The sequence below is a fragment of the Bradyrhizobium sp. USDA 4506 genome (assembly GCF_054058795.1).
The window spans coordinates 6834518-6851420 of sequence record NZ_JBSSBM010000002.1 but is presented as its reverse complement, the minus strand read 5'-3'; the positions used below and the strand labels follow the sequence as shown (position 1 = coordinate 6851420).

Here is a 16903-nt window from a genome sequence, read left to right as displayed (position 1 = left end):
AGGTGGGCACGTCTGTCAGGCTCCCTCTCCCGCTTGCGGGGGAGGGTGGGGAGGGGTCTCTCGACGAATCATGGCGAGGAGAGAGCCCCTACCCGCAAGCGGGAGAGACGAAGGCATCTCGCGGATAGAGTAGCGGCGATTCTACGCCGTGCCCGCCGCTCTGAACTGCGTGGCAGTCCGTTGCAAATTCTGCGGCATGCTGAACAGCAGCGCCTTGCGGTCGGCGACGGCGTTATGAAGCTGCTCGAGCGCGATGTTGAACGCGGTCAGCGTGCCTTCCTCGATGGCGCCGTGTTCGAAGCAGTCCAGCGTGTGGCGCAGGATGTCGTCGGCCTCCGCCTGCATCTGGTCGAGTTCCTCGATCGAATCGCTTTGCCGTGCGGTCTTCAGCATCTCCAGCAGGCGTTCGCGCTGCGAGGTGTTGGTGTTGCGCTCGTCCTGCTTGAGATAGCCGGCGAACCACGCACCGGCCGAGCCCATCGCCGAGAACGCCATCAGGCTCCACCAGATGTAGTCGCTGTAGCGGTCGAGGAAGGTTTTTTCCTCGCCGTCGACAAACGCGGCGGCGCCCGGATGCACCGGAATGGTGGCATCCTTGTCGGTGTCCGGCGTCTCGATCTTGGCGGCGAGCGGGAAATCGGTCTTGAGCGACTGCCGGATCGCGAACAATTGCCGCGTGAATGCCGCGACCGTCGAGTCCGACAGGCCCTTCCGCGCAACGATGTGGTGCGAGAAGCTGATCGTCTTCACCTCATCGTCGGGCCGGTCGGCGGAGCCGAGCGAGCCCGCGGGGATTTCCGCGGCCTCATAGGCCGGATGGTTCTGCGCGATCGCCTCGGAGGCGTCGATCGCAAGGAAGCTGGGTTCGCCGCCGTCGCGGACCGACGCCGTGATCGCATCGATCGTGATTTTGCTGTTGGCCGGGCCGACGGCGAGATAGGCGTCGGCCTTGAGGTTCTTGATCGCTTCCGCCGCCTCATTGGCCGGGAATTGAACGATCTCGACCTTCATCGGGTCGACGCCGTATTGCGTCAGGATCAGCTTCAGCAGATTGACATTGGCCGGGGTGCGGCCGACGACGCCGATCTTGCGGCCGGCAAGCTGCGCGATCTTGGTGATCCGCGCGGATTTCCGAACCTTGCCCTTGGCGGGCGGAACCCACATCACCACGACATTCTTGCGCAGGGTCGCAACCGCCTGGGCATTCTTCGGCACCTCGAGATCGCCGCGGATGATGGCGAGATCGGCCTTGCCGTCGGCCAGCGTCTGGGCGCTGGCGGTAGCGCCCTCGGTCTGCACCGGCCTCAGTTTGACCTGGGTGTTCTGCTGGTTGTTGAAGGCCTGCGCCAGCGCCTGCACGACCTTGACGTCATCGCTGTTGGCGGGACCGACCGCGATCCGCAGCGTCACCGGACGCACGGCGAAATAATAGCCGGCCAGCAACGTGCCGATGATGGCCAGCGCGCCCGCGATCAAAACGAACATCAGCCGCCGCTTTGCCGAACGCAGCGGCTTGGGCGACATGCTGGCGGAGCCGTCTGTCATCGATCTCGCAAACAATCGTCGGGGCTCAATCTCGCAAAACTACCAACGCGCATACATCCTCTATGTGTAGCAAATTACTGAATGGACAGATGTTACAACTCCGTCATGGTTACCAGCGGCGATAGGACGCGATTTCGGCCTTAATTTGGGCGTGGATCCCATCCCGGAGGCCGTTGTTAGGCTAAAGTCGGCGTCAAACGGGAGAGTTTACCATGGTCGAACGGCTGTCAGCGGAGGCGAGGAAGGCCGCCCTTTGGGAACTGGCCGGCTGGTCGGAGGCGTCCGGCCGCGAGGCGATCGCCAAGACTTTCGTGTTCAAGGACTTCAACGAGGCCTTCGGGTTCATGGCCCGCGCCGCCCTGGTCGCCGAGAAGAGCGACCATCACCCCGAGTGGAAAAACGTCTACAAGACCGTCGAGGTGGTGCTGTCGACCCATGATGTCGGCGGGGTGACCAAGCGCGACATCGACCTCGCCAAGGCCATGAACGCGATCGCAAGGCAGCTTGGGGTCAGTTGACCCCGGCGCGTGGAACCTTGCGCGGGTCCGCCGATATCCCCAGATTCGCATCGTCCGCCGCCGAATTGGCGCGGCGTCGAGGAACCTTGCGATGACATCGAGCGAACACGGCGCGGGATTTGGGCCTGCCGATCGGCTGGCGCAGGACGCTGAAAGCGTGCGCCGCCGTTTCTGGATCAAGTTCAAGAAGGTGGTGGCGAGCCTGCCCTTCGCGGAGGACCTGCTGGCCGCCTATTACTGCGCGTTCGACTGGCAGACGCCGCGCCATGTGCAGGCGGCGCTGCTCGGGGCGATCGCCTATTTCATCCTGCCGTTCGATTTCGTGCCCGACATGCTGCCGATTCTCGGCTTCACCGATGACGCCGCGGTGCTCGCAACCGCGCTCCGCATGGTGGCAAGCCACATCACGCCCGAGCATCGCGATGCCGCCCGCGCCGCGCTGAAGCGCGGGGTGCCGGACGAGGAGTGAGATCTGCCTTCTCCTTCCCCCTGAAAGGGGGAAGGTCGGGATGGGGGTCAGCCACAGGCGACGCTGCAAGCCGGCAGATTTGATCCCCACCCGCTTTGCTCTCGCGAGCAAGGCGACCTCCCCTTTTCAAGGGAAGGTTATGATGCATCCCGGATTTCGCTGCGCTCCATCCGGGCTACGAAACTTTCGATCCGTCATCCTGAGAGTCTGACTCATAAGTCACCCAACCTTACCAGCAGCGGCAAGTCTGCGGGTCAGGAGCCTGATGTGTGCAATCAGCAGCCAGGCAGCTTCGGTTGCCACCGTCGCCTCGAAGTCCTTGGCGAGGCGACGGCATCTGCCGAACCAAGCGAATGTGCGTTCAACCACCCACCGCCTCGGCAGAAGCTGGAAGCCTTTGACGCCTTGAGGCCGCTCGACGATCTCGACAGTCCATGGACCGCAGTCTGAGAGCGCGTCGAGGAGTTGATTTCCGCGGTAGATCCGGTCGGCAAAGACGTGGCGCAGCCGGGGGAAGTTCATCCGCACGTTCTTCAGCAGCGGTACGGCGCCATGGCAGTCCTGAACGTTGGCCGGATGAACATGAACCCCGAGGAGGAGGCCATTGGTATCCGTCACGATATGCCGCTTGCGGCCGTAGATGCGCTTGCCTGCATCGTAGCCGCGCGGTCCGCCAGCTTGGGTGGTCGGCGCACTTTGACTGTCGATCACGGCTGCCGTCGGCTTCGGTGTCCGTCCAAGCTTTTTTCGCGCCCGTCGGACAAGCACGCTGACAATCCTCTGCCACCGGCCTGTATCCCGCCATCTATAAAAATAGCCCTGCACCGTCGAATAGGGCGGGAACTCCTGCGGCAACGCCCGCCACTGGCAGCCGGTCGAAACGATATAGAGGATCGCTTCGATCACACGACGCAGCTCCGTCTTACGCGGCCGGCCGCGCCGGTTCGCTCGCGGCAACAGGCGTCTGATCAGCGCCCACTCCGCATCGGTCATATCGCTTGCATAACGCAGATCGTCCCGCCGATATTGCTCCCGAGTGATCTTGGTCCAGGGCATCGTGCTCTCCCTCGAATCTCTGCAAATCCGATGGAATCACACCCCACTGAGATCACTCACTCATTTTTCAGTCAGGCTCTGAGGAGCGCGAAGCGCGTCTCGAAGGATGTACGGCGACCAGCGGGGCCGTCGACCCTTCGAGACGCGCGCAAGAGCGCGCTCCTCAGGGTGACGGAGACGGTAGGGAGCGCCATGGTAATCCGTTCGGCTCCTTCCGGGCTGCGCAATCTCGGTTCAGCTTCCCGGGTGCAGGATCACCTTGCCCATCGCCTTACGGCCGGCGAGCACCTTCAGGGCTTCTGATGTCTGCGACAGCGGGAAGGTGCGGTCGACATGCGAGGAGATCTTGCCTTCCGCGGTCCACTGCACGAGCTTCTCGAGGTTCTTGCGGTTCTTGTCCGGATTCTGCCGCGCCCAGGCGCCCCAGAACACGCCGCGGATATCGCAGCCCTTCAGCAGTGCGAGGTTGAGCGGGATCTTCGGGATGTCGCCGGCGGCAAAGCCGATCACCAGGAAGCGGCCTTCCCACGCGGTCGAGCGCAACGCGGCTTCGGCATAGGCGCCGCCGACCGGATCGAACACGATGTCGGCGCCCTTGCCGTCGGTCAGCTTGCGCAGGCCCTCTTTGAGATCTTCCCTTCGCATAGTTCAGCGTCAGCTCGGCGCCGTGTTGCTTGGCGAATGCCAGCTTCTCGTCCGACGAGGCGCAGGCAATCACCTTCAACCCCATCAGTTTGCCGAGCTCGCACGCAGCAAGGCCGGTGCCACCGGCGGCCCCCAGCACCGCGAGCGTCTCGCCCGGCTTCGGGCTCGCGCGATCTTCCAGCGCATGCAGCGCGGTGCCGTAGATGATGATGATGCCGGCGGCGCGGTCGTAATCGAGATTGTCGGGAATCTTTACGATCGAATTCGCCGGCAGCGCGATCTTGTCGCGCGCGCCGTTGTGGCCGCAGGACGCGACGACGCGATCGCCGACCTTCAAATCAGTGATGCCGGCGCCGACGCTTTCGATCACGCCGGCAACTTCGGCAGCCGGCGAGAACGGGAACGGCGGCTTGATCTGGTACTTGCCCTGGATCATCAGGATGTCGAAGAAATTCAGCGCCGCCGCCTTGATCGCGATCACGGCTTCGCCGGGAGCCGCCACCGGATCGGGCACATCAGCCAGCACGAGATCGTCAGGTTGACAGTATTGCGAGCAGAGGATGGCTTTCATGGACACACCTGAGTTTCGGACGCAGAAAGAGTTGCAAGATCTTGGACTACAAGCTTCATGCCGGATTTGCGGCGGAGCGACAATACAGTGCGGAGGGATCAAACTATGTTTGAAAAAGGCCTGCTAGCGAAAAAGCGCATCCTGATCACCGGCGGCGGCTCCGGCCTCGGCGCGGCGATGGGCCGCCGCTTTGCCGAACTCGGCGCCGAACTGATCATCTGCGGACGGCGCGAGGGGCTGCTGGAGGAAACCGCAGCGAAATTCCGCAGCGAACTCGGCGCGAAGGTCTCTACCGCGCGATGTGATATCCGCGACGGCGCGGCGGTCGAAGCGATGATGGATCAGGTCTGGCAGGACGCGCCGATCGACGTGCTCGTCAACAATGCTGCCGCAACCTTTATTGCGCAGAGCGAACATTTGTCGTTCCGTGCGGCGGACGCGATCCTCGCGCCGACACTGCATGGCACGATGTACTGCACGCTCGCCGCCGGCCGCCGCTGGATCGACGGCAAACACAAGGGCGTAGTGCTCTCGATCCTGTCGACCTCGACCATCACCGGCCGCGCGTTCACGGTGCCGTCCTCGATGGCCAAGACCGCGGTGCTGGCGATGACCAAGAGCCTGGCGGTGGAGTGGGGCCCGAAGGGCATCCGCACCGTCGCGATCGCGCCCGGCGCGTTTCCGACCGCAGGCGCGACCGGACAGTTGCGCCCCGAAGGGCGCGGCGAGAACTGGGCGAATCGCAATCCGCTCGGCCGCGCCGGCGAGCATTCGGAGCTCGCCAATCTCGCGACCTTCCTGATCTCGGATCAGGCCGGCTACATCAACGGCGAGATGGTGGTGCAGGATGGTGGCTCGCACTTACGCAGTTCCGGTGCCGAGGACCTGCTGCAATGGACCGATGCGCAGTGGGAGAAGCAGCGCGCTGCGCGCGCCAAGTGATAACGCGTCGCGATACGCGCCCGACGGTGAGCGGCGTTCGTCTTTCGGCTAACTGCCTTCCCAAAAAAGCGTTTCCCGGTTATCCATCCGAGCCGGCGGAGGGGAATCGCCGGGCCATCTTGCAGTCACAATGATGGGGGAACCAGTTGGCCGTGCGGCAGATTCTGACATCACTGGTTGCTTGTATCCTGTGCGGGTTCATCACCCTCGCGCCGGCGCAGGCTGCGCCCAAGAAAGATACGGCCAAGGAAGCAGCCAAGCCGGCGCCTTCGGCTGCCGCGGCTGCGGCCGGCGGCGCGGAGCCGACGCTGATCGGCCAATTCGGGACCTGGGGCGCGTACACAGCATCGCCCAACGGCAAGAAGGTGTGCTTTGCGCTCGCCAAGCCGTCGTCGTCGAAGACCAATCCGGCGAACCGGCCGCGTGATCCGGCCTATGCCTTCATCTCCACCCGTCCGGCGGAGAAGGTCGTCAACGAAGTCTCGATCATGATCGGCTACACGGTGAAGCCGGGCTCCGAATCGACGCTTCAGGTCGGCGGCGGGACCTATGCGATGTACACGCAGGGCGACGGCCTCTGGATCAAGAATGCGGCCGAGGAGGAGCGGATGGTGGAATCCATGCGCAAATCGGCCGAACTGACGGTAAAAGCGGTCTCGGCCAAGGGCACCGAGACGACAGACACCTTCTCGCTGAAGGGCCTGGCGCAGGCGCTCGACCGGCTCGGGCAGGACTGCCGGCGCTAGAGCATGATCCGGAAAAGTGTGAAGCGGTTTTCCGGAAAGATCATGCTCTAAAAATCGACTTAAGGCCTGAAATCGAGGTATTTGGTGGCTTTCCAGCACCGGCTGGAAGGCCTATTTGAGGTTTCATGACCGACACCGTGACCACCCATGCCGTCTCCGGCGCCAGCGCGCTGGTCGAGAAGGTTCCGCTCGAGACCTATGTGCCGCCGGCCAAGCCGTCGCTGATCGGGCTGTCGCGCGCCGAGATCGCCGAGCGCCTGGGCGAGATCGGGGTGCAGGCCGGCCAGCGCAAGATGCGCACCCAGCAGCTCTGGAACTGGATGTATTTCCGCGGCGCCAAGAGCTTTGCCGAGATGACCAACGTCTCGAAGGACATGCGCGCCGAGCTCGAGAAGCATTTTACCGTCGATCGTCCCGAGGTGGTCGCCGAGCAGATCTCCAACGACGGCACCCGCAAATGGCTGCTGCGGCTGCCGAGCGGCGACAAGGTCGAGCGGCCGCACGAGGTCGAGTGCGTCTACATCCCCGAGACCGATCGCGGCACGCTGTGCGTTTCCTCGCAGGTCGGCTGCACGCTGAACTGCGCGTTCTGCCACACCGGCACGCAGCGGCTGGTGCGCAACCTCACCGCCGGCGAGATCGTCGGCCAGGTGATGGTGGCGCGCGACCGGCTGAATGACTGGGCCGACCGCGAGGACGGCACGCGCCGCGTCACCAACATCGTGATGATGGGGATGGGCGAGCCGCTCTACAATTTCGACGCGGTGCGCGATGCGCTGCTGATCGTCGCCGACAATGAAGGCATCGGCATTTCGCGCCGGCGCATCACGCTGTCGACCTCGGGCGTGGTGCCGAACATCCAGCGCACCGGTGACGAGATCGGCGTGATGCTCGCGATCTCCTTGCATGCGGTGCGCGACGAGCTGCGCAACGAGCTGGTGCCGCTGAACCGCAAATATCCGATCAAGGAATTGCTGCAAGCCTGCCGCGATTATCCCGGCGCCTCCAACGCGCGGCGCATCACCTTCGAATATGTGATGCTCAAGGGGGTCAACGATTCGCTCGATGACGCGAAGCTCCTGGTGAAGCTGCTCAAGGGCATTCCGGCGAAGATCAATTTGATCCCGTTCAATCCGTGGCCGGGCACTGCCTACGAATGCTCGGACTGGGAGCAGATCGAAAAATTCTCCGAGTACATCTTCAACGCCGGCTATTCCTCGCCGGTGCGCACGCCGCGCGGCCGCGACATCCTCGCCGCCTGCGGCCAGCTCAAGTCGGAGACCGAAAAGCTCTCTGCCCGCGAGCGCCAGGCGCTGCGCGCGATGGCGATGACGGATTGAGTGTGTTTCCATATTTCGTCATGGCCGGGCTTGTCCCGGCCATCCACGTCTTGGCTTTCTCCGCGAGAAGACGTGGATGCCCGGGACAAGCCCGGGCATGACGGAGGAGAGGCTAGTGCCCGGCTTGATGTTCGATGATGGAATGACCCGATGGCCTTGATCGGCCGCCTGTTCGTCGTCGCCTTCGGCTTCCTGATGGCCTGCTTCGTGGCAGGGATCATCGTGGTCGTCGCGGTGCTGTATCCCGAGATCAGCGATTTCGGCGGACAGATCGACCAGAGTGCGGTCAACATCGTGCTCGGCTTCGGGTTCATCTTTATCTCAGGCTTTGCGCTGCTGCCGGCGCTGATCGTGGTGCTGATCACCGAGGCGTTCTTCATCCGGAGCGTGCTGACCTATGCCGTCGGCGGCGCGATCGTTGGCGCGGCGTGCTATCTCGGCCTGGTTCCGTTCGATCCCGACATGATGCAATTCCATGGCATCGTGCGCCGGCACATGGAGATCATGACCGGGGCCGGCATCGTCGCGGGCGTGGTCTACTGGCTGATCGCCGGCCGCTCCGCCGGCGCCTGGCGCGAGCCGTCGCGGCCGTTGCCGCCGCCCCCGCCCTTGCCGTCGCAATCGCAGCGGCCGTGACCTCGTCCAGAGTGCCAACATGGATTCGAACCAGAGAGCCGCATCCGCAATCTTGGGAAGCGTGATAAGCGCGCAATCGGGCAAATTGTCACTTCCCGAGCTTGAACGAGATATCCTCGCTCAATTGCCGGCGATCGACTCAACCTTGCCCAGAGCGACCCGGGAACTTCTGGATGGACTAGTATTGAGCGTTTTTCAGGCGCAGACGAAAAATGGTGCTGCAGCGCTCAATACTCCGCGGCAGTTTAACTACGACGAAAATGAAGGTGTCGATCACCTGTTTGATCAAGCGGCAAATGCCCCTCGGGCTTACTTGAAATGATTGCGCCACCTCATCCGCGTCGGCTAAACCGCGCGCCATGAACCGGACCGGACTTTTCATCGCGCTGGCGCTGGCGCTCATCGTCGGCATCTTGTTCGGGATCTATCCCGAGCTCGACCTGAAGCTGGCGGCGCTGTTCTACGATGTGGCGCAGAAAACCTTCCCGCTGAAGCTCGACGCGGTGGCGTCGTTTGCGCGCGATGCGGCGATGTGGATCGCCTGGGCGCTGGTGCTGCCGGCGATCGTGACCATCGTCTGGAAGTTCATCCGGCCCGACCGGCCGATGCTGATGTCCGGCCGCGCCGCGGTGTTCCTGCTCACCACGATGCTGCTCTCGGCCGGCGTGCTCACCAACCTCACCTTCAAGAATTATTGGGGCCGGCCGCGGCCGGTGTTCGTGACGCAGTTCGGCGGCGACCTGCAATTCATGCCGTGGTGGGACCCGCGCGGCGGCTGCCCGCGCAACTGCTCGTTCTTCTCCGGCGAGGGCGCCACCGCGTTCTGGACCTATGCACCGGCGGCGCTGACGCCGCCCGCGTGGCGGCCGCTGGCCTTTGCCGGGGCCACCGTGTTCGGCATCGTCACCAGCGGGCTTCGCATGGCCTTTGGCGGCCATTTCTTCACCGATGTGGCGATCGCGGGCCTGGTGTCGTTCTTCACGGTCTGGCTGTTCTACGCGCTGATCTACCGCTGGGCAGCGACCCGGCTGACCGACGCCCAGGTCGATGCCACGCTGACCCGCCTTGCGATGCCCGGCTACCGGTGGATGCAGCGCTGGCGCCGGGGCGGCAAGGCGGCGTCCAGCCAGCCCGAGGCCTGATTTGGGCCTGATTAAAGGCGTGCTCAGCCTTCGGAAATTTGATATCGCCACCCCGGAAACATCATTGATTTCGACCGATTGGACCGTCCCATGAGTACGATTCTGAAAAGCCTGCCCACTGGCGAAAAAGTCGGCATCGCGTTCTCGGGCGGGCTCGACACGTCGGCGGCGCTGCTCTGGATGAAGCTGAAAGGCGCCAAGGTCTTCGCCTATACCGCCAATCTTGGCCAGCCCGACGAGGCCGACTACGACGCGATCCCGCGCAAGGCGATGGATTTCGGCGCCGAGAAGGCCCGCCTGGTCGATTGCCGCACCCAGCTGGTCCATGAGGGCATCGCCGCGATCCAGTCCGGCGCGTTCCACATCTCGACCGGCGGCATCACCTATTTCAACACCACGCCGCTCGGCCGCGCGGTGACCGGCACGATGCTGGTCGCGGCGATGCAGGAGGACGGTGTCAACATCTGGGGCGACGGCTCGACCTTCAAGGGCAACGACATCGAGCGCTTCTATCGCTACGGCCTGCTGACCAACCCGAGCCTGCGCATCTACAAGCCCTGGCTCGACCAGCAGTTCATCGACGAGCTCGGCGGCCGCGCCGAGATGTCGGCGTTCATGACCGCGCAAGGCTTCGCCTACAAGATGAGCGCGGAGAAGGCCTATTCGACCGACAGCAATCTGCTCGGCGCGACGCATGAGGCCAAGGATCTCGAGAGCCTTGCGAGCGGCATCACCATCGTCAATCCGATCATGGGCGTGCCGTTCTGGCGCGCCGATTGCGACGTCAAGGCCGAGAAGGTCGTGGTGCGGTTCGAGGAAGGCCAGCCGGTCGCGCTGAACGGCAAGACGTTTGCCGATCCGGTCGCGCTGTTCCTCGAGGCCAATGCGATCGGCGGCCGCCACGGCCTCGGCATGAGCGACCAGATCGAGAATCGCATCATCGAAGCCAAGAGCCGCGGCATCTATGAGGCGCCGGGCATGGCGCTCTTGCACATCGCCTATGAGCGTCTCGTCACCGGCATCCATAATGAGGATACGATCGAGCAGTACCGCATCAGCGGCATGCGGCTCGGCCGCCTGCTCTATCAGGGCCGCTGGTTCGATTCGCAGGCCTTGATGCTGCGCGAGACCGCGCAGCGCTGGGTGGCGCGCGCCGTCACCGGCGAGGTGACGCTCGAGCTGCGCCGCGGCAACGACTACTCGATATCAAACACCGAGAGCCCGAACCTGACCTACGCGCCGGAGCGGCTCAGCATGGAGAAGGTCGAGGACGCCGCCTTCACGCCGGCCGACCGCATCGGCCAGCTGACGATGCGCAACCTCGACATTGCTGACACCCGCGCCAAGCTCGGCCTGTACAACAAGACCGGCCTCATCTCGAGCGACGAAGGCTCGCAGATCTTCCAGCTCGAGAACGACAAGGACTGAGATGGTGGGCGGGTAGACACAAACTCGGTGTCGTCCCGGGCAAGCGAAGCGCGACCCGGGACCCATAACCACCGGCCATGGTTATGAAGCACGCTGGTGCTCCAGCGCGCTTCCACGACTCCTCCCTGTGGTTATGGGTCCCGGCCTTCGCAGGGACGACGTGGGGAGAGAGGCCTGCCTACTTCACCCTGAGCGCATCCAGCAGCGAGCGGAACGCGCGCGCGTAATCGGTGCCGGTCTTGCCGATGTCCGGCCCCGCGGAGACCGCAACCGCGGCTTCCGTCACCGCGCCGAGCAGCAGCCGCGCCAGCGGCTCGATCGGCTGCCTGGCGATCACGCCGGCGTCCATCGCGGCGGCCAGCGCGCGCGGAAACTTGCCGCCGAAATGTTTCGCGTCGATCTCGCGCCAGCGTTCCCAGCCGAGCACGGCGGGGCCGTCGCGCAAGATGATCTGGCCGGTCGGGCCTTTCGAGCACGCCGCGAAATAGCCCTGCGTGCCCGCCGCCATCGCCGCCAGCGGATCGTTCTCGGCGCGCGAGATGCGGTCGAGATCGGCAACAAGGTCGATCGACACCTGCTCGAACACCGCCTCGAACACCGCCTCCTTGGTCGCGAAGTGATGATAGACCGCGCCCTTGGCGACACGCGCGCCGGCGGCGATGTCGTCCATCGTCGCAGCGGCGAAGCCGCGCTCGCCAAAAATGCGCCGCGCCGCCTTGACGATGGCGGCTCTGGTTTTCTCGCGCCGTTCGGCCTGGGTTGCCATGGGCGCATCTCTAGCCCAGTTCCAGACGCAAGCCAATTGACTTACCGACTACCAGTCGATAAATACCGACTATAAGTCGGTAAATGGAGAATGCCCGATGCCCTCGCTTAGGACGTTGCAAGCCTTCGCCGACACGGTCGAGTCCAACGACCATGTCGGCGCGATCAGGAATTTCTATTCAGTCGATGCCCGCACCCAGGAGAATGACGGTGAGTGGCGCGTCGGCCGCGGGGCGCTGGCGGCGCGCGAGGCGGCGGTGCTGGCCGCGGTCGCCGGCGTCAAGACCACGCGGCTCGGGCCGCTCCTGCTTGACGGCGATCATTCGGCGATCTGCTGGCGCTTCGAATTCACCGGCAAGGACGGCAAGGTCCGCAGCATGGAGGAGGTCGCCTGGCAGACCTGGCGCGGCGAGGAGCTGGTCGAGGAGCGCTTCTTCTACGATCCGCAGCAGATGGCGCGCTGAAATCACGCCGGCCTTGCGGCAATACGCCCCGGCGCGCCTCATTGCGCCGTCATCCGCCGCAACTAGCCTCCGCTCCGATGCGCATGATGCGCATGATGCGCGAGAGCGGAGCATCGATCATGATCAAGCAAGTTGCCGGTATGGCCGTCACGCTGGCGTTGTCGGCAGCGCCGGCGTTCGCCCAGACGATCTATCCGATCGATCGCGCCGATATCCTCGTCGGCGCCAAATTCGACTTCAAGGTCGAGCTTCCGGGGGTGGTCGATCAAGCAAAGCTCAAGGTCACGCTGAACGGCGCGGACTATGCCGCGGTGTTCGGCCAGGGCGGCACATTCACCGCGCACGAGGCCGGCCGGGAGCAGTCGGCGTTGGTGCTGCGCGATGTCTCGCTCGTCAAGCCCGGGCAGGTCGCCGTCGAAGTCAGTGACGGCACGCAGAGCCGGAAGGTGACCTGGACCGTCTACGACACCAAGGCGCGAAAGGCCAGGAACGTGATCCTGTTCATCGGCGACGGGATGTCGCCGTCGCATCGCGTCGCCGCGCGAATCCTCTCCAAGGGAATCGCGGAGGGCAAGGGCCGCGGCAAGCTCGCGATCGACGACATGCCGCATATGGCGCTGGTCGCGACCGCCGGCTCGGACTCGATCATCACCGATTCGGCGAATGCCGCGAGCGCCTACGCCACCGGCCACAAGGCCGCGGTCAATGCGCTCGGCGTCTACGCCGATCGCACGCCCGATCCGCTTGACGATCCGAGGGTCGAGACCATCGCGAGTCTTGCCAAGCGCCGGGCGGGCCTCGCCGTCGGCATCGTCACCAACACCGAGGTCGAGGACGCGACCCCGGCGGCGATGGTTGCGCATACCCGCCGCCGCGCCGCCTATGACGCGATCGTCGCGCAATATTTCGACGCGAAGCCCGACGTGCTGATGGGCGGCGGCTCCGCGAACTTCCTGCCGGCAATCCGCGTCCGGATCGAAACGCAAGGACGATGTCGACTATCTCGCGCGCTTCCGCGACGCCGGCTATCCGGTCGCGACGACCGCAGGCGAACTCGCCACGCTCGCGGCCAAACCGGACACCCGCCAACTGCTCGGCCTGTTCGCCGCCGGCAACATGGACGGCGCGCTCGACCGCAAGTTCCTGAGGGGCGGCGGCGTCAGGAAATTCCCCGAGCAGCCGGACCTGACCGAGCAGATTCAGGCCGCGCTCACGGTGCTGTCGAAACACGAGGCCGGTTTCTTCCTGATGGTCGAGTCCGGCCTAATCGACAAATACGCCCATCTGCTCGACATGGAGCGCGCGGTCTACGACACCATCATGCTCGACAATGCGGTGCGGCTGGCAAAGGACTGGGCGAAAGCGCGCAACGACGACACGCTGATCCTGGTCGTGGCCGATCACAACCATCCGAACAGCCTGGTCGGCACCATCAATGACGACATGGCGGCGACACCCAACGTGCCGCTGCGCGAGCGCGTCGGTGTCTACGAGAAAGCCGGGTTCCCGAATTATCCGGCGCCGGACGCCGAAGGTTATCCGTCACGCGTCGATGTCAGCCGGCGGCTTGCAATCTTCTCCGCCAGCCTGCCGGATCACTACGAGACGTTCCGCCCGAAACTCGACGATCCGAACGAGCCGACCGTGAAGGGCGACCAGCCCGACACGTTCAAGGCCAATGACAAGTACAAGGATGTCCCCGGCGTCGTGCTGCGCTTCGGCAATCTGCCGGCGATGATCGGCGCCAGCGTGCATTCCGGCGAGGACGTCATTCTCACCGCGACGGGCCCGGGCAGCGAGCGCGTCCACGGCTCGATGGACAACACCGAGATATTCCGCGTGATGGTCGAGGCGCTGGGACTGGGCGCGGGGAAGTAACGAATGATGAGATTGGGTCGATCAGCATGCCCGCTGTACCTCTCCCGCTTGCGGGGGCGACGCTTCTCCAACCTCCCCTTGAAAAGGGGAGGTCGCTTTGCTCGCCAGAGCAAAGCGGGTGGGGATCTGCTCTCTCCGCAGCCACCGTCACCTGCGGCTGACCCCCATCCCGACCTTCCCCCTTTCAGGGGGAAGGAGAACAAACAAAAATGGCCGGGATCGCTCCCGGCCATTTCGTATCGTGATGTCGCGCCGGCTCAGCGCGGCGGCGCGGCCGAGGCGGTGCCGCCGTTGAGCAGCGGGGTGATGCGGCGGACGGTGACGCGCCGGTTGATGCGGCTCGGTCCGTCGGTCTGCTCCTTCGGATATTGAGAGCCATAGCCCTGCGAGGTCAGGTTCTCAGCCGGCACACCGAACTGCTGCGTCAAGAGCTCGGCGGCGGATTGCGCACGGCGGTCCGACAGCGACAGATTGTCGGTGTCGTTGCCGGTCGCATCCGTGTGGCCCTCGATCAGGAACACCTCGCGCGGGTTGCGCTGGATGGCTCGGTTGAGGCCGTCGGCGATCACCTGCAGCCTCGCCGCCTGATCCGGCGGGATGGTCCACGATCCGGAGTCGAAGTTGATCGTGTTGACGTCGATGCTCGGCATCTGCATGCGGACATTGGGGCTGTAGCGGATCTCGTCGAGCGAGTAGCGCCGATCGATCCGCTGCACCGGCGGTGCCTCCATGGTCTCGTAGATCACGTCGGGCGACGCGTCCTGAGCATCGACGATGTAGCGATCGTAGGGAATGTTGACCACCGGCGGTGGCGCGTCGACATAGAAGCCGCCGACCGCTCGCGGATCGCGATAGCTGTTGTCGATGATGACGACCTCGCGGCCGCCAGTATCCCTGCGGATTCGGCGCAACATCTGGCCGTCGGAGCCGACCACCGTGATGATCTCGCTGCCGTCGGGACGAACCACCACGGTGCGGGTTTCGCCGCCGATCGTCTCGGTGCGGATATCGCGCGCGCCATAGCGGAAACGATAGACGTCGTCGCCGCGGACATAGGCCTGGCCGCCCGGATCGCGGATGATGACGCGGTCCGGCTCGGTGTAGATGGTGCGGCCGCCTTCGACCACCTCCTGCCGCTGGCTGTGCAGGTCGGCGATGCTCCCGCCGATGATGGCGCCGGCCACCACGCCGGCGCCGACGGCGGCGCCGATCGCGAGCGGCTTGATGTTGTCATGTCGCGGAGGCGGCGGCAGCGGCGCTGCGACCGCTGGCGCGGCGCGGAAGGCGGGCGCAACCGTCGGCGGCGCATATTGCGCGCGGCCGGGCGGCGGCGTTGCGGCGGCCGAGCCGGGGACGACCGACGGTGCCGGCGCGCCCATCGCGGCGCCCTGGGCCGGCGATACGCCGGGCGCGACGCCCGGACGTGCTGCCGGCTGACCCGGAGCCGGGGCCGCGCCGGGCGCGCCCATTGCCGCGCCCGGGGTTGCCGGTGTTCCGGGCGGTGTCGCCGGACGTCCCTGCTGACCTGGCGTCGGCGTCGCGCCGGGTGCCGGAGGCGTTGTTGCGGCAGGCGGGGTGCCTGGACGCGCGGGCTGTGCGCCGGCTGCCGGAGGTGTCGGCGTCGGTGTCGCACCGGGAGCTGTCGCGGCGGGCGGCGTGCCCGGTCGTGCCCCTGCTGCCGGAGGCGTTGTCGTTGCCGAAGGCGCGGGCGTTGACGTCGCCGCGGGCGGGGTGCCCGGCGGTTGCTTGGCGCCGCCAGGACGTTCACCGCGTTCGCCACCCGGACGATCGCCGGGGCGGCGTTCGGCTGGCGCCGTTGTCGGAGCTCCCGGCGTTGCGGGCGTCGGAGTCGGCGTTGCCGCCGTGGGCGGGGTGCCGGGACGTGCTGCGGGCGCGGCATTCGGCGTGGCGCCGGGCGCCGGCGTCGGCGGCGTGTGCGCGGGTCCTGCGCCGGGCGGCGGCGTGCCGGGTCGCTGCGGTGCTGCGGCCGGCGGCGGTGGCGTCGGATGTGCGGGGGCGGCCGCCGGCGGTGGCGGGGTCGGCTTCGCAGGCGCTGCTGCGGGCGGCTCCGGCCGTGCCGGTGACGGCGATGGCTTCGCGGGTGCGGCCGCGGGCGGCGGCGGTGTGGGATGTGCGGGAGCAGCCGACGGCGGAGGCGTCGTCGGGCGCGCGGCAGGCGGCTCGGGCCGTGCGGGAGCCGGCGGCGGTGCCGGATGCGGTGCGGCTGCCGGAGGCGGCGTCGGCTTTGCCGGTGCAGCTGCGGGCGGCTCGGGCCGGGCAGGGGCTGCAGGCGGGGTCGGCTTCGCGGGCGCTGCGGCCGGCGGCGGAGCAGGATGTGCGGGTGCCGCGGCGGGAGGTGGCGCCTGCGGATGCGGCGCTGCGGCCGGCGGTGCCGGACGTGCAGGAGCACCCGGCGCGCCCGGCGCCGGCCGCGCCTTCGGCTTTCCGTCAGGTCCGGTTTCTTCCTTCTGCTGCGCCTGTGCGACGACTAGAGGCGAAGTTTGGGCGTGCGACGCTGAGGTGGCGAATTGCATCACCGTCAGCGCAGTCGTGGCAAGCAGCACGAGACGAAGCTTTGTCATTGTCTAGGAGTCCCCGGCGGAAAGTCTGGGCAGGAAAGCAAAGTGAGAACCGAACAATTCGGCAGGACGATGAACCGCCAGCCGTTAGGCCGGATTGTGGCGAGCCACGAATCATCGGCGAAGTTTATTTCGACATTATAACGGGTTGCGTGTGTGATTGTTCACCGCGCGTTCAG

Annotated in this window: 14 protein-coding genes and 2 pseudogenes; 11 read left to right on the top strand and 5 right to left on the bottom strand. The window is 65.6% G+C overall.

Annotated features, from left to right (window positions below):
- Positions 1 to 141 precede the first annotated feature (141 nt).
- A complete protein-coding gene (locus ACVIHF_RS34375; protein ID WP_253605573.1) occupies positions 142 to 1545 on the bottom strand; it encodes a TAXI family TRAP transporter solute-binding subunit in 1404 nt (467 codons plus the stop codon).
- A gap of 212 nt (positions 1546 to 1757) precedes the next feature.
- On the opposite strand from ACVIHF_RS34375, the gene ACVIHF_RS34370 reads away from it, so the two are divergent.
- Together ACVIHF_RS34370 and ACVIHF_RS34365 are read left to right on the top strand one after the other, a co-directional pair.
- A complete protein-coding gene (locus ACVIHF_RS34370) occupies positions 1758 to 2063 on the top strand; it encodes a 4a-hydroxytetrahydrobiopterin dehydratase (RefSeq protein WP_092087879.1) in 306 nt (101 codons plus the stop codon).
- A 91-nt stretch (positions 2064 to 2154) separates the two neighbouring features.
- Entirely contained in the window at positions 2155 to 2532 is a 378-nt protein-coding gene (locus ACVIHF_RS34365; protein ID WP_456793268.1) for a YkvA family protein, read from the top strand.
- Positions 2533 to 2751: 219 nt separating this feature from the next.
- On the opposite strand, the gene ACVIHF_RS34360 is transcribed toward ACVIHF_RS34365, so the two are convergent.
- Both ACVIHF_RS34360 and ACVIHF_RS34355 read right to left on the bottom strand, forming a co-directional pair.
- Positions 2752 to 3588 carry an IS5 family transposase gene (locus tag ACVIHF_RS34360; protein ID WP_253605076.1) on the bottom strand — a complete coding sequence of 279 codons (837 nt, stop codon included), beginning with the start codon at positions 3586 to 3588 and terminating at the stop codon, positions 2752 to 2754.
- A gap of 234 nt (positions 3589 to 3822) precedes the next feature.
- A pseudogene (locus tag ACVIHF_RS34355) lies at positions 3823 to 4804 on the bottom strand (NADPH:quinone oxidoreductase family protein).
- A 105-nt stretch (positions 4805 to 4909) separates the two neighbouring features.
- On the opposite strand from ACVIHF_RS34355, the gene ACVIHF_RS34350 reads away from it, so the two are divergent.
- From ACVIHF_RS34350 to argG, 7 genes are all read left to right on the top strand, one after another.
- The gene (locus ACVIHF_RS34350; protein ID WP_310882855.1) at positions 4910 to 5746 is read left to right on the top strand and encodes an SDR family oxidoreductase; all 837 of its coding nucleotides are present in this window, start codon (positions 4910 to 4912) and stop codon (positions 5744 to 5746) included.
- Between the two features lie 152 nt (positions 5747 to 5898).
- The gene (locus tag ACVIHF_RS34345; protein WP_050383624.1) at positions 5899 to 6492 is read left to right on the top strand and encodes an invasion associated locus B family protein; all 594 of its coding nucleotides are present in this window, start codon (positions 5899 to 5901) and stop codon (positions 6490 to 6492) included.
- Positions 6493 to 6617: 125 nt separating this feature from the next.
- Positions 6618 to 7832, top strand: coding sequence for a 23S rRNA (adenine(2503)-C(2))-methyltransferase RlmN (gene rlmN / locus ACVIHF_RS34340; RefSeq protein WP_092087850.1), 1215 nt, complete (start codon positions 6618 to 6620; stop codon positions 7830 to 7832).
- 150 nt (positions 7833 to 7982) lie between these two features.
- Complete coding sequence (locus tag ACVIHF_RS34335) at positions 7983 to 8468, top strand: hypothetical protein (RefSeq protein ID WP_456793267.1); 486 nt, start codon at positions 7983 to 7985, stop codon at positions 8466 to 8468.
- 19 nt (positions 8469 to 8487) lie between these two features.
- Positions 8488 to 8790 (top strand): hypothetical protein, encoded by a 303-nt coding sequence (locus ACVIHF_RS34330; protein ID WP_456793266.1) that lies wholly within the window; start codon positions 8488 to 8490, stop codon positions 8788 to 8790.
- 37 nt (positions 8791 to 8827) lie between these two features.
- On the top strand, positions 8828 to 9610 hold the full coding sequence (locus ACVIHF_RS34325; RefSeq protein ID WP_253605562.1) for a phosphatase PAP2 family protein: 783 nt from the start codon (positions 8828 to 8830) through the stop codon (positions 9608 to 9610).
- Between the two features lie 90 nt (positions 9611 to 9700).
- Positions 9701 to 11038, top strand: a complete 1338-nt coding sequence (gene argG, locus ACVIHF_RS34320) for an argininosuccinate synthase (protein ID WP_253605560.1) — start codon at positions 9701 to 9703, stop codon at positions 11036 to 11038.
- A gap of 178 nt (positions 11039 to 11216) precedes the next feature.
- Here argG and ACVIHF_RS34315 read toward each other — a convergent pair whose 3' ends face one another.
- Entirely contained in the window at positions 11217 to 11804 is a 588-nt protein-coding gene (locus ACVIHF_RS34315) for a TetR/AcrR family transcriptional regulator (RefSeq protein WP_225163120.1), read from the bottom strand.
- A gap of 97 nt (positions 11805 to 11901) precedes the next feature.
- Here ACVIHF_RS34315 and ACVIHF_RS34310 point away from each other — a divergent pair, with 97 nt between their 5' ends.
- On the top strand, positions 11902 to 12267 hold the full coding sequence (locus ACVIHF_RS34310) for a nuclear transport factor 2 family protein (protein WP_253605556.1): 366 nt from the start codon (positions 11902 to 11904) through the stop codon (positions 12265 to 12267).
- Between the two features lie 77 nt (positions 12268 to 12344).
- Positions 12345 to 14145 (top strand): annotated as a pseudogene (locus tag ACVIHF_RS34305) (alkaline phosphatase).
- A gap of 257 nt (positions 14146 to 14402) precedes the next feature.
- On the opposite strand, the gene ACVIHF_RS34300 reads toward ACVIHF_RS34305, so the two are convergent.
- Entirely contained in the window at positions 14403 to 16727 is a 2325-nt protein-coding gene (locus ACVIHF_RS34300) for an OmpA family protein (protein WP_456793265.1), read from the bottom strand.
- Positions 16728 to 16903: the final 176 nt, after the last annotated feature.

What these genes read in the sequence shown, in the direction of transcription:
- ACVIHF_RS34310 (WP_253605556.1), top strand. Translation starts at nt 11,902, where the DNA reads ATGCCCTCGCTTAGGACGTTGCAAGCCTTCGCCGACACGGTCGAGTCC.
- argG (WP_253605560.1), top strand. Translation starts at nt 9,701, where the DNA reads ATGAGTACGATTCTGAAAAGCCTGCCCACTGGCGAAAAAGTCGGCATC.
- ACVIHF_RS34335 (WP_456793267.1), top strand. Translation starts at nt 7,983, where the DNA reads ATGGCCTTGATCGGCCGCCTGTTCGTCGTCGCCTTCGGCTTCCTGATG.
- ACVIHF_RS34360 (WP_253605076.1), bottom strand. Translation starts at nt 3,588, where the DNA reads ATGCCCTGGACCAAGATCACTCGGGAGCAATATCGGCGGGACGATCTG.
- ACVIHF_RS34315 (WP_225163120.1), bottom strand. Translation starts at nt 11,804, where the DNA reads ATGGCAACCCAGGCCGAACGGCGCGAGAAAACCAGAGCCGCCATCGTC.
- ACVIHF_RS34330 (WP_456793266.1), top strand. Translation starts at nt 8,488, where the DNA reads ATGGATTCGAACCAGAGAGCCGCATCCGCAATCTTGGGAAGCGTGATA.
- ACVIHF_RS34300 (WP_456793265.1), bottom strand. Translation starts at nt 16,727, where the DNA reads ATGACAAAGCTTCGTCTCGTGCTGCTTGCCACGACTGCGCTGACGGTG.
- ACVIHF_RS34370 (WP_092087879.1), top strand. Translation starts at nt 1,758, where the DNA reads ATGGTCGAACGGCTGTCAGCGGAGGCGAGGAAGGCCGCCCTTTGGGAA.
- ACVIHF_RS34350 (WP_310882855.1), top strand. Translation starts at nt 4,910, where the DNA reads ATGTTTGAAAAAGGCCTGCTAGCGAAAAAGCGCATCCTGATCACCGGC.
- rlmN (WP_092087850.1), top strand. Translation starts at nt 6,618, where the DNA reads ATGACCGACACCGTGACCACCCATGCCGTCTCCGGCGCCAGCGCGCTG.
- ACVIHF_RS34365 (WP_456793268.1), top strand. Translation starts at nt 2,155, where the DNA reads ATGACATCGAGCGAACACGGCGCGGGATTTGGGCCTGCCGATCGGCTG.
- ACVIHF_RS34375 (WP_253605573.1), bottom strand. Translation starts at nt 1,545, where the DNA reads ATGACAGACGGCTCCGCCAGCATGTCGCCCAAGCCGCTGCGTTCGGCA.
- ACVIHF_RS34325 (WP_253605562.1), top strand. Translation starts at nt 8,828, where the DNA reads ATGAACCGGACCGGACTTTTCATCGCGCTGGCGCTGGCGCTCATCGTC.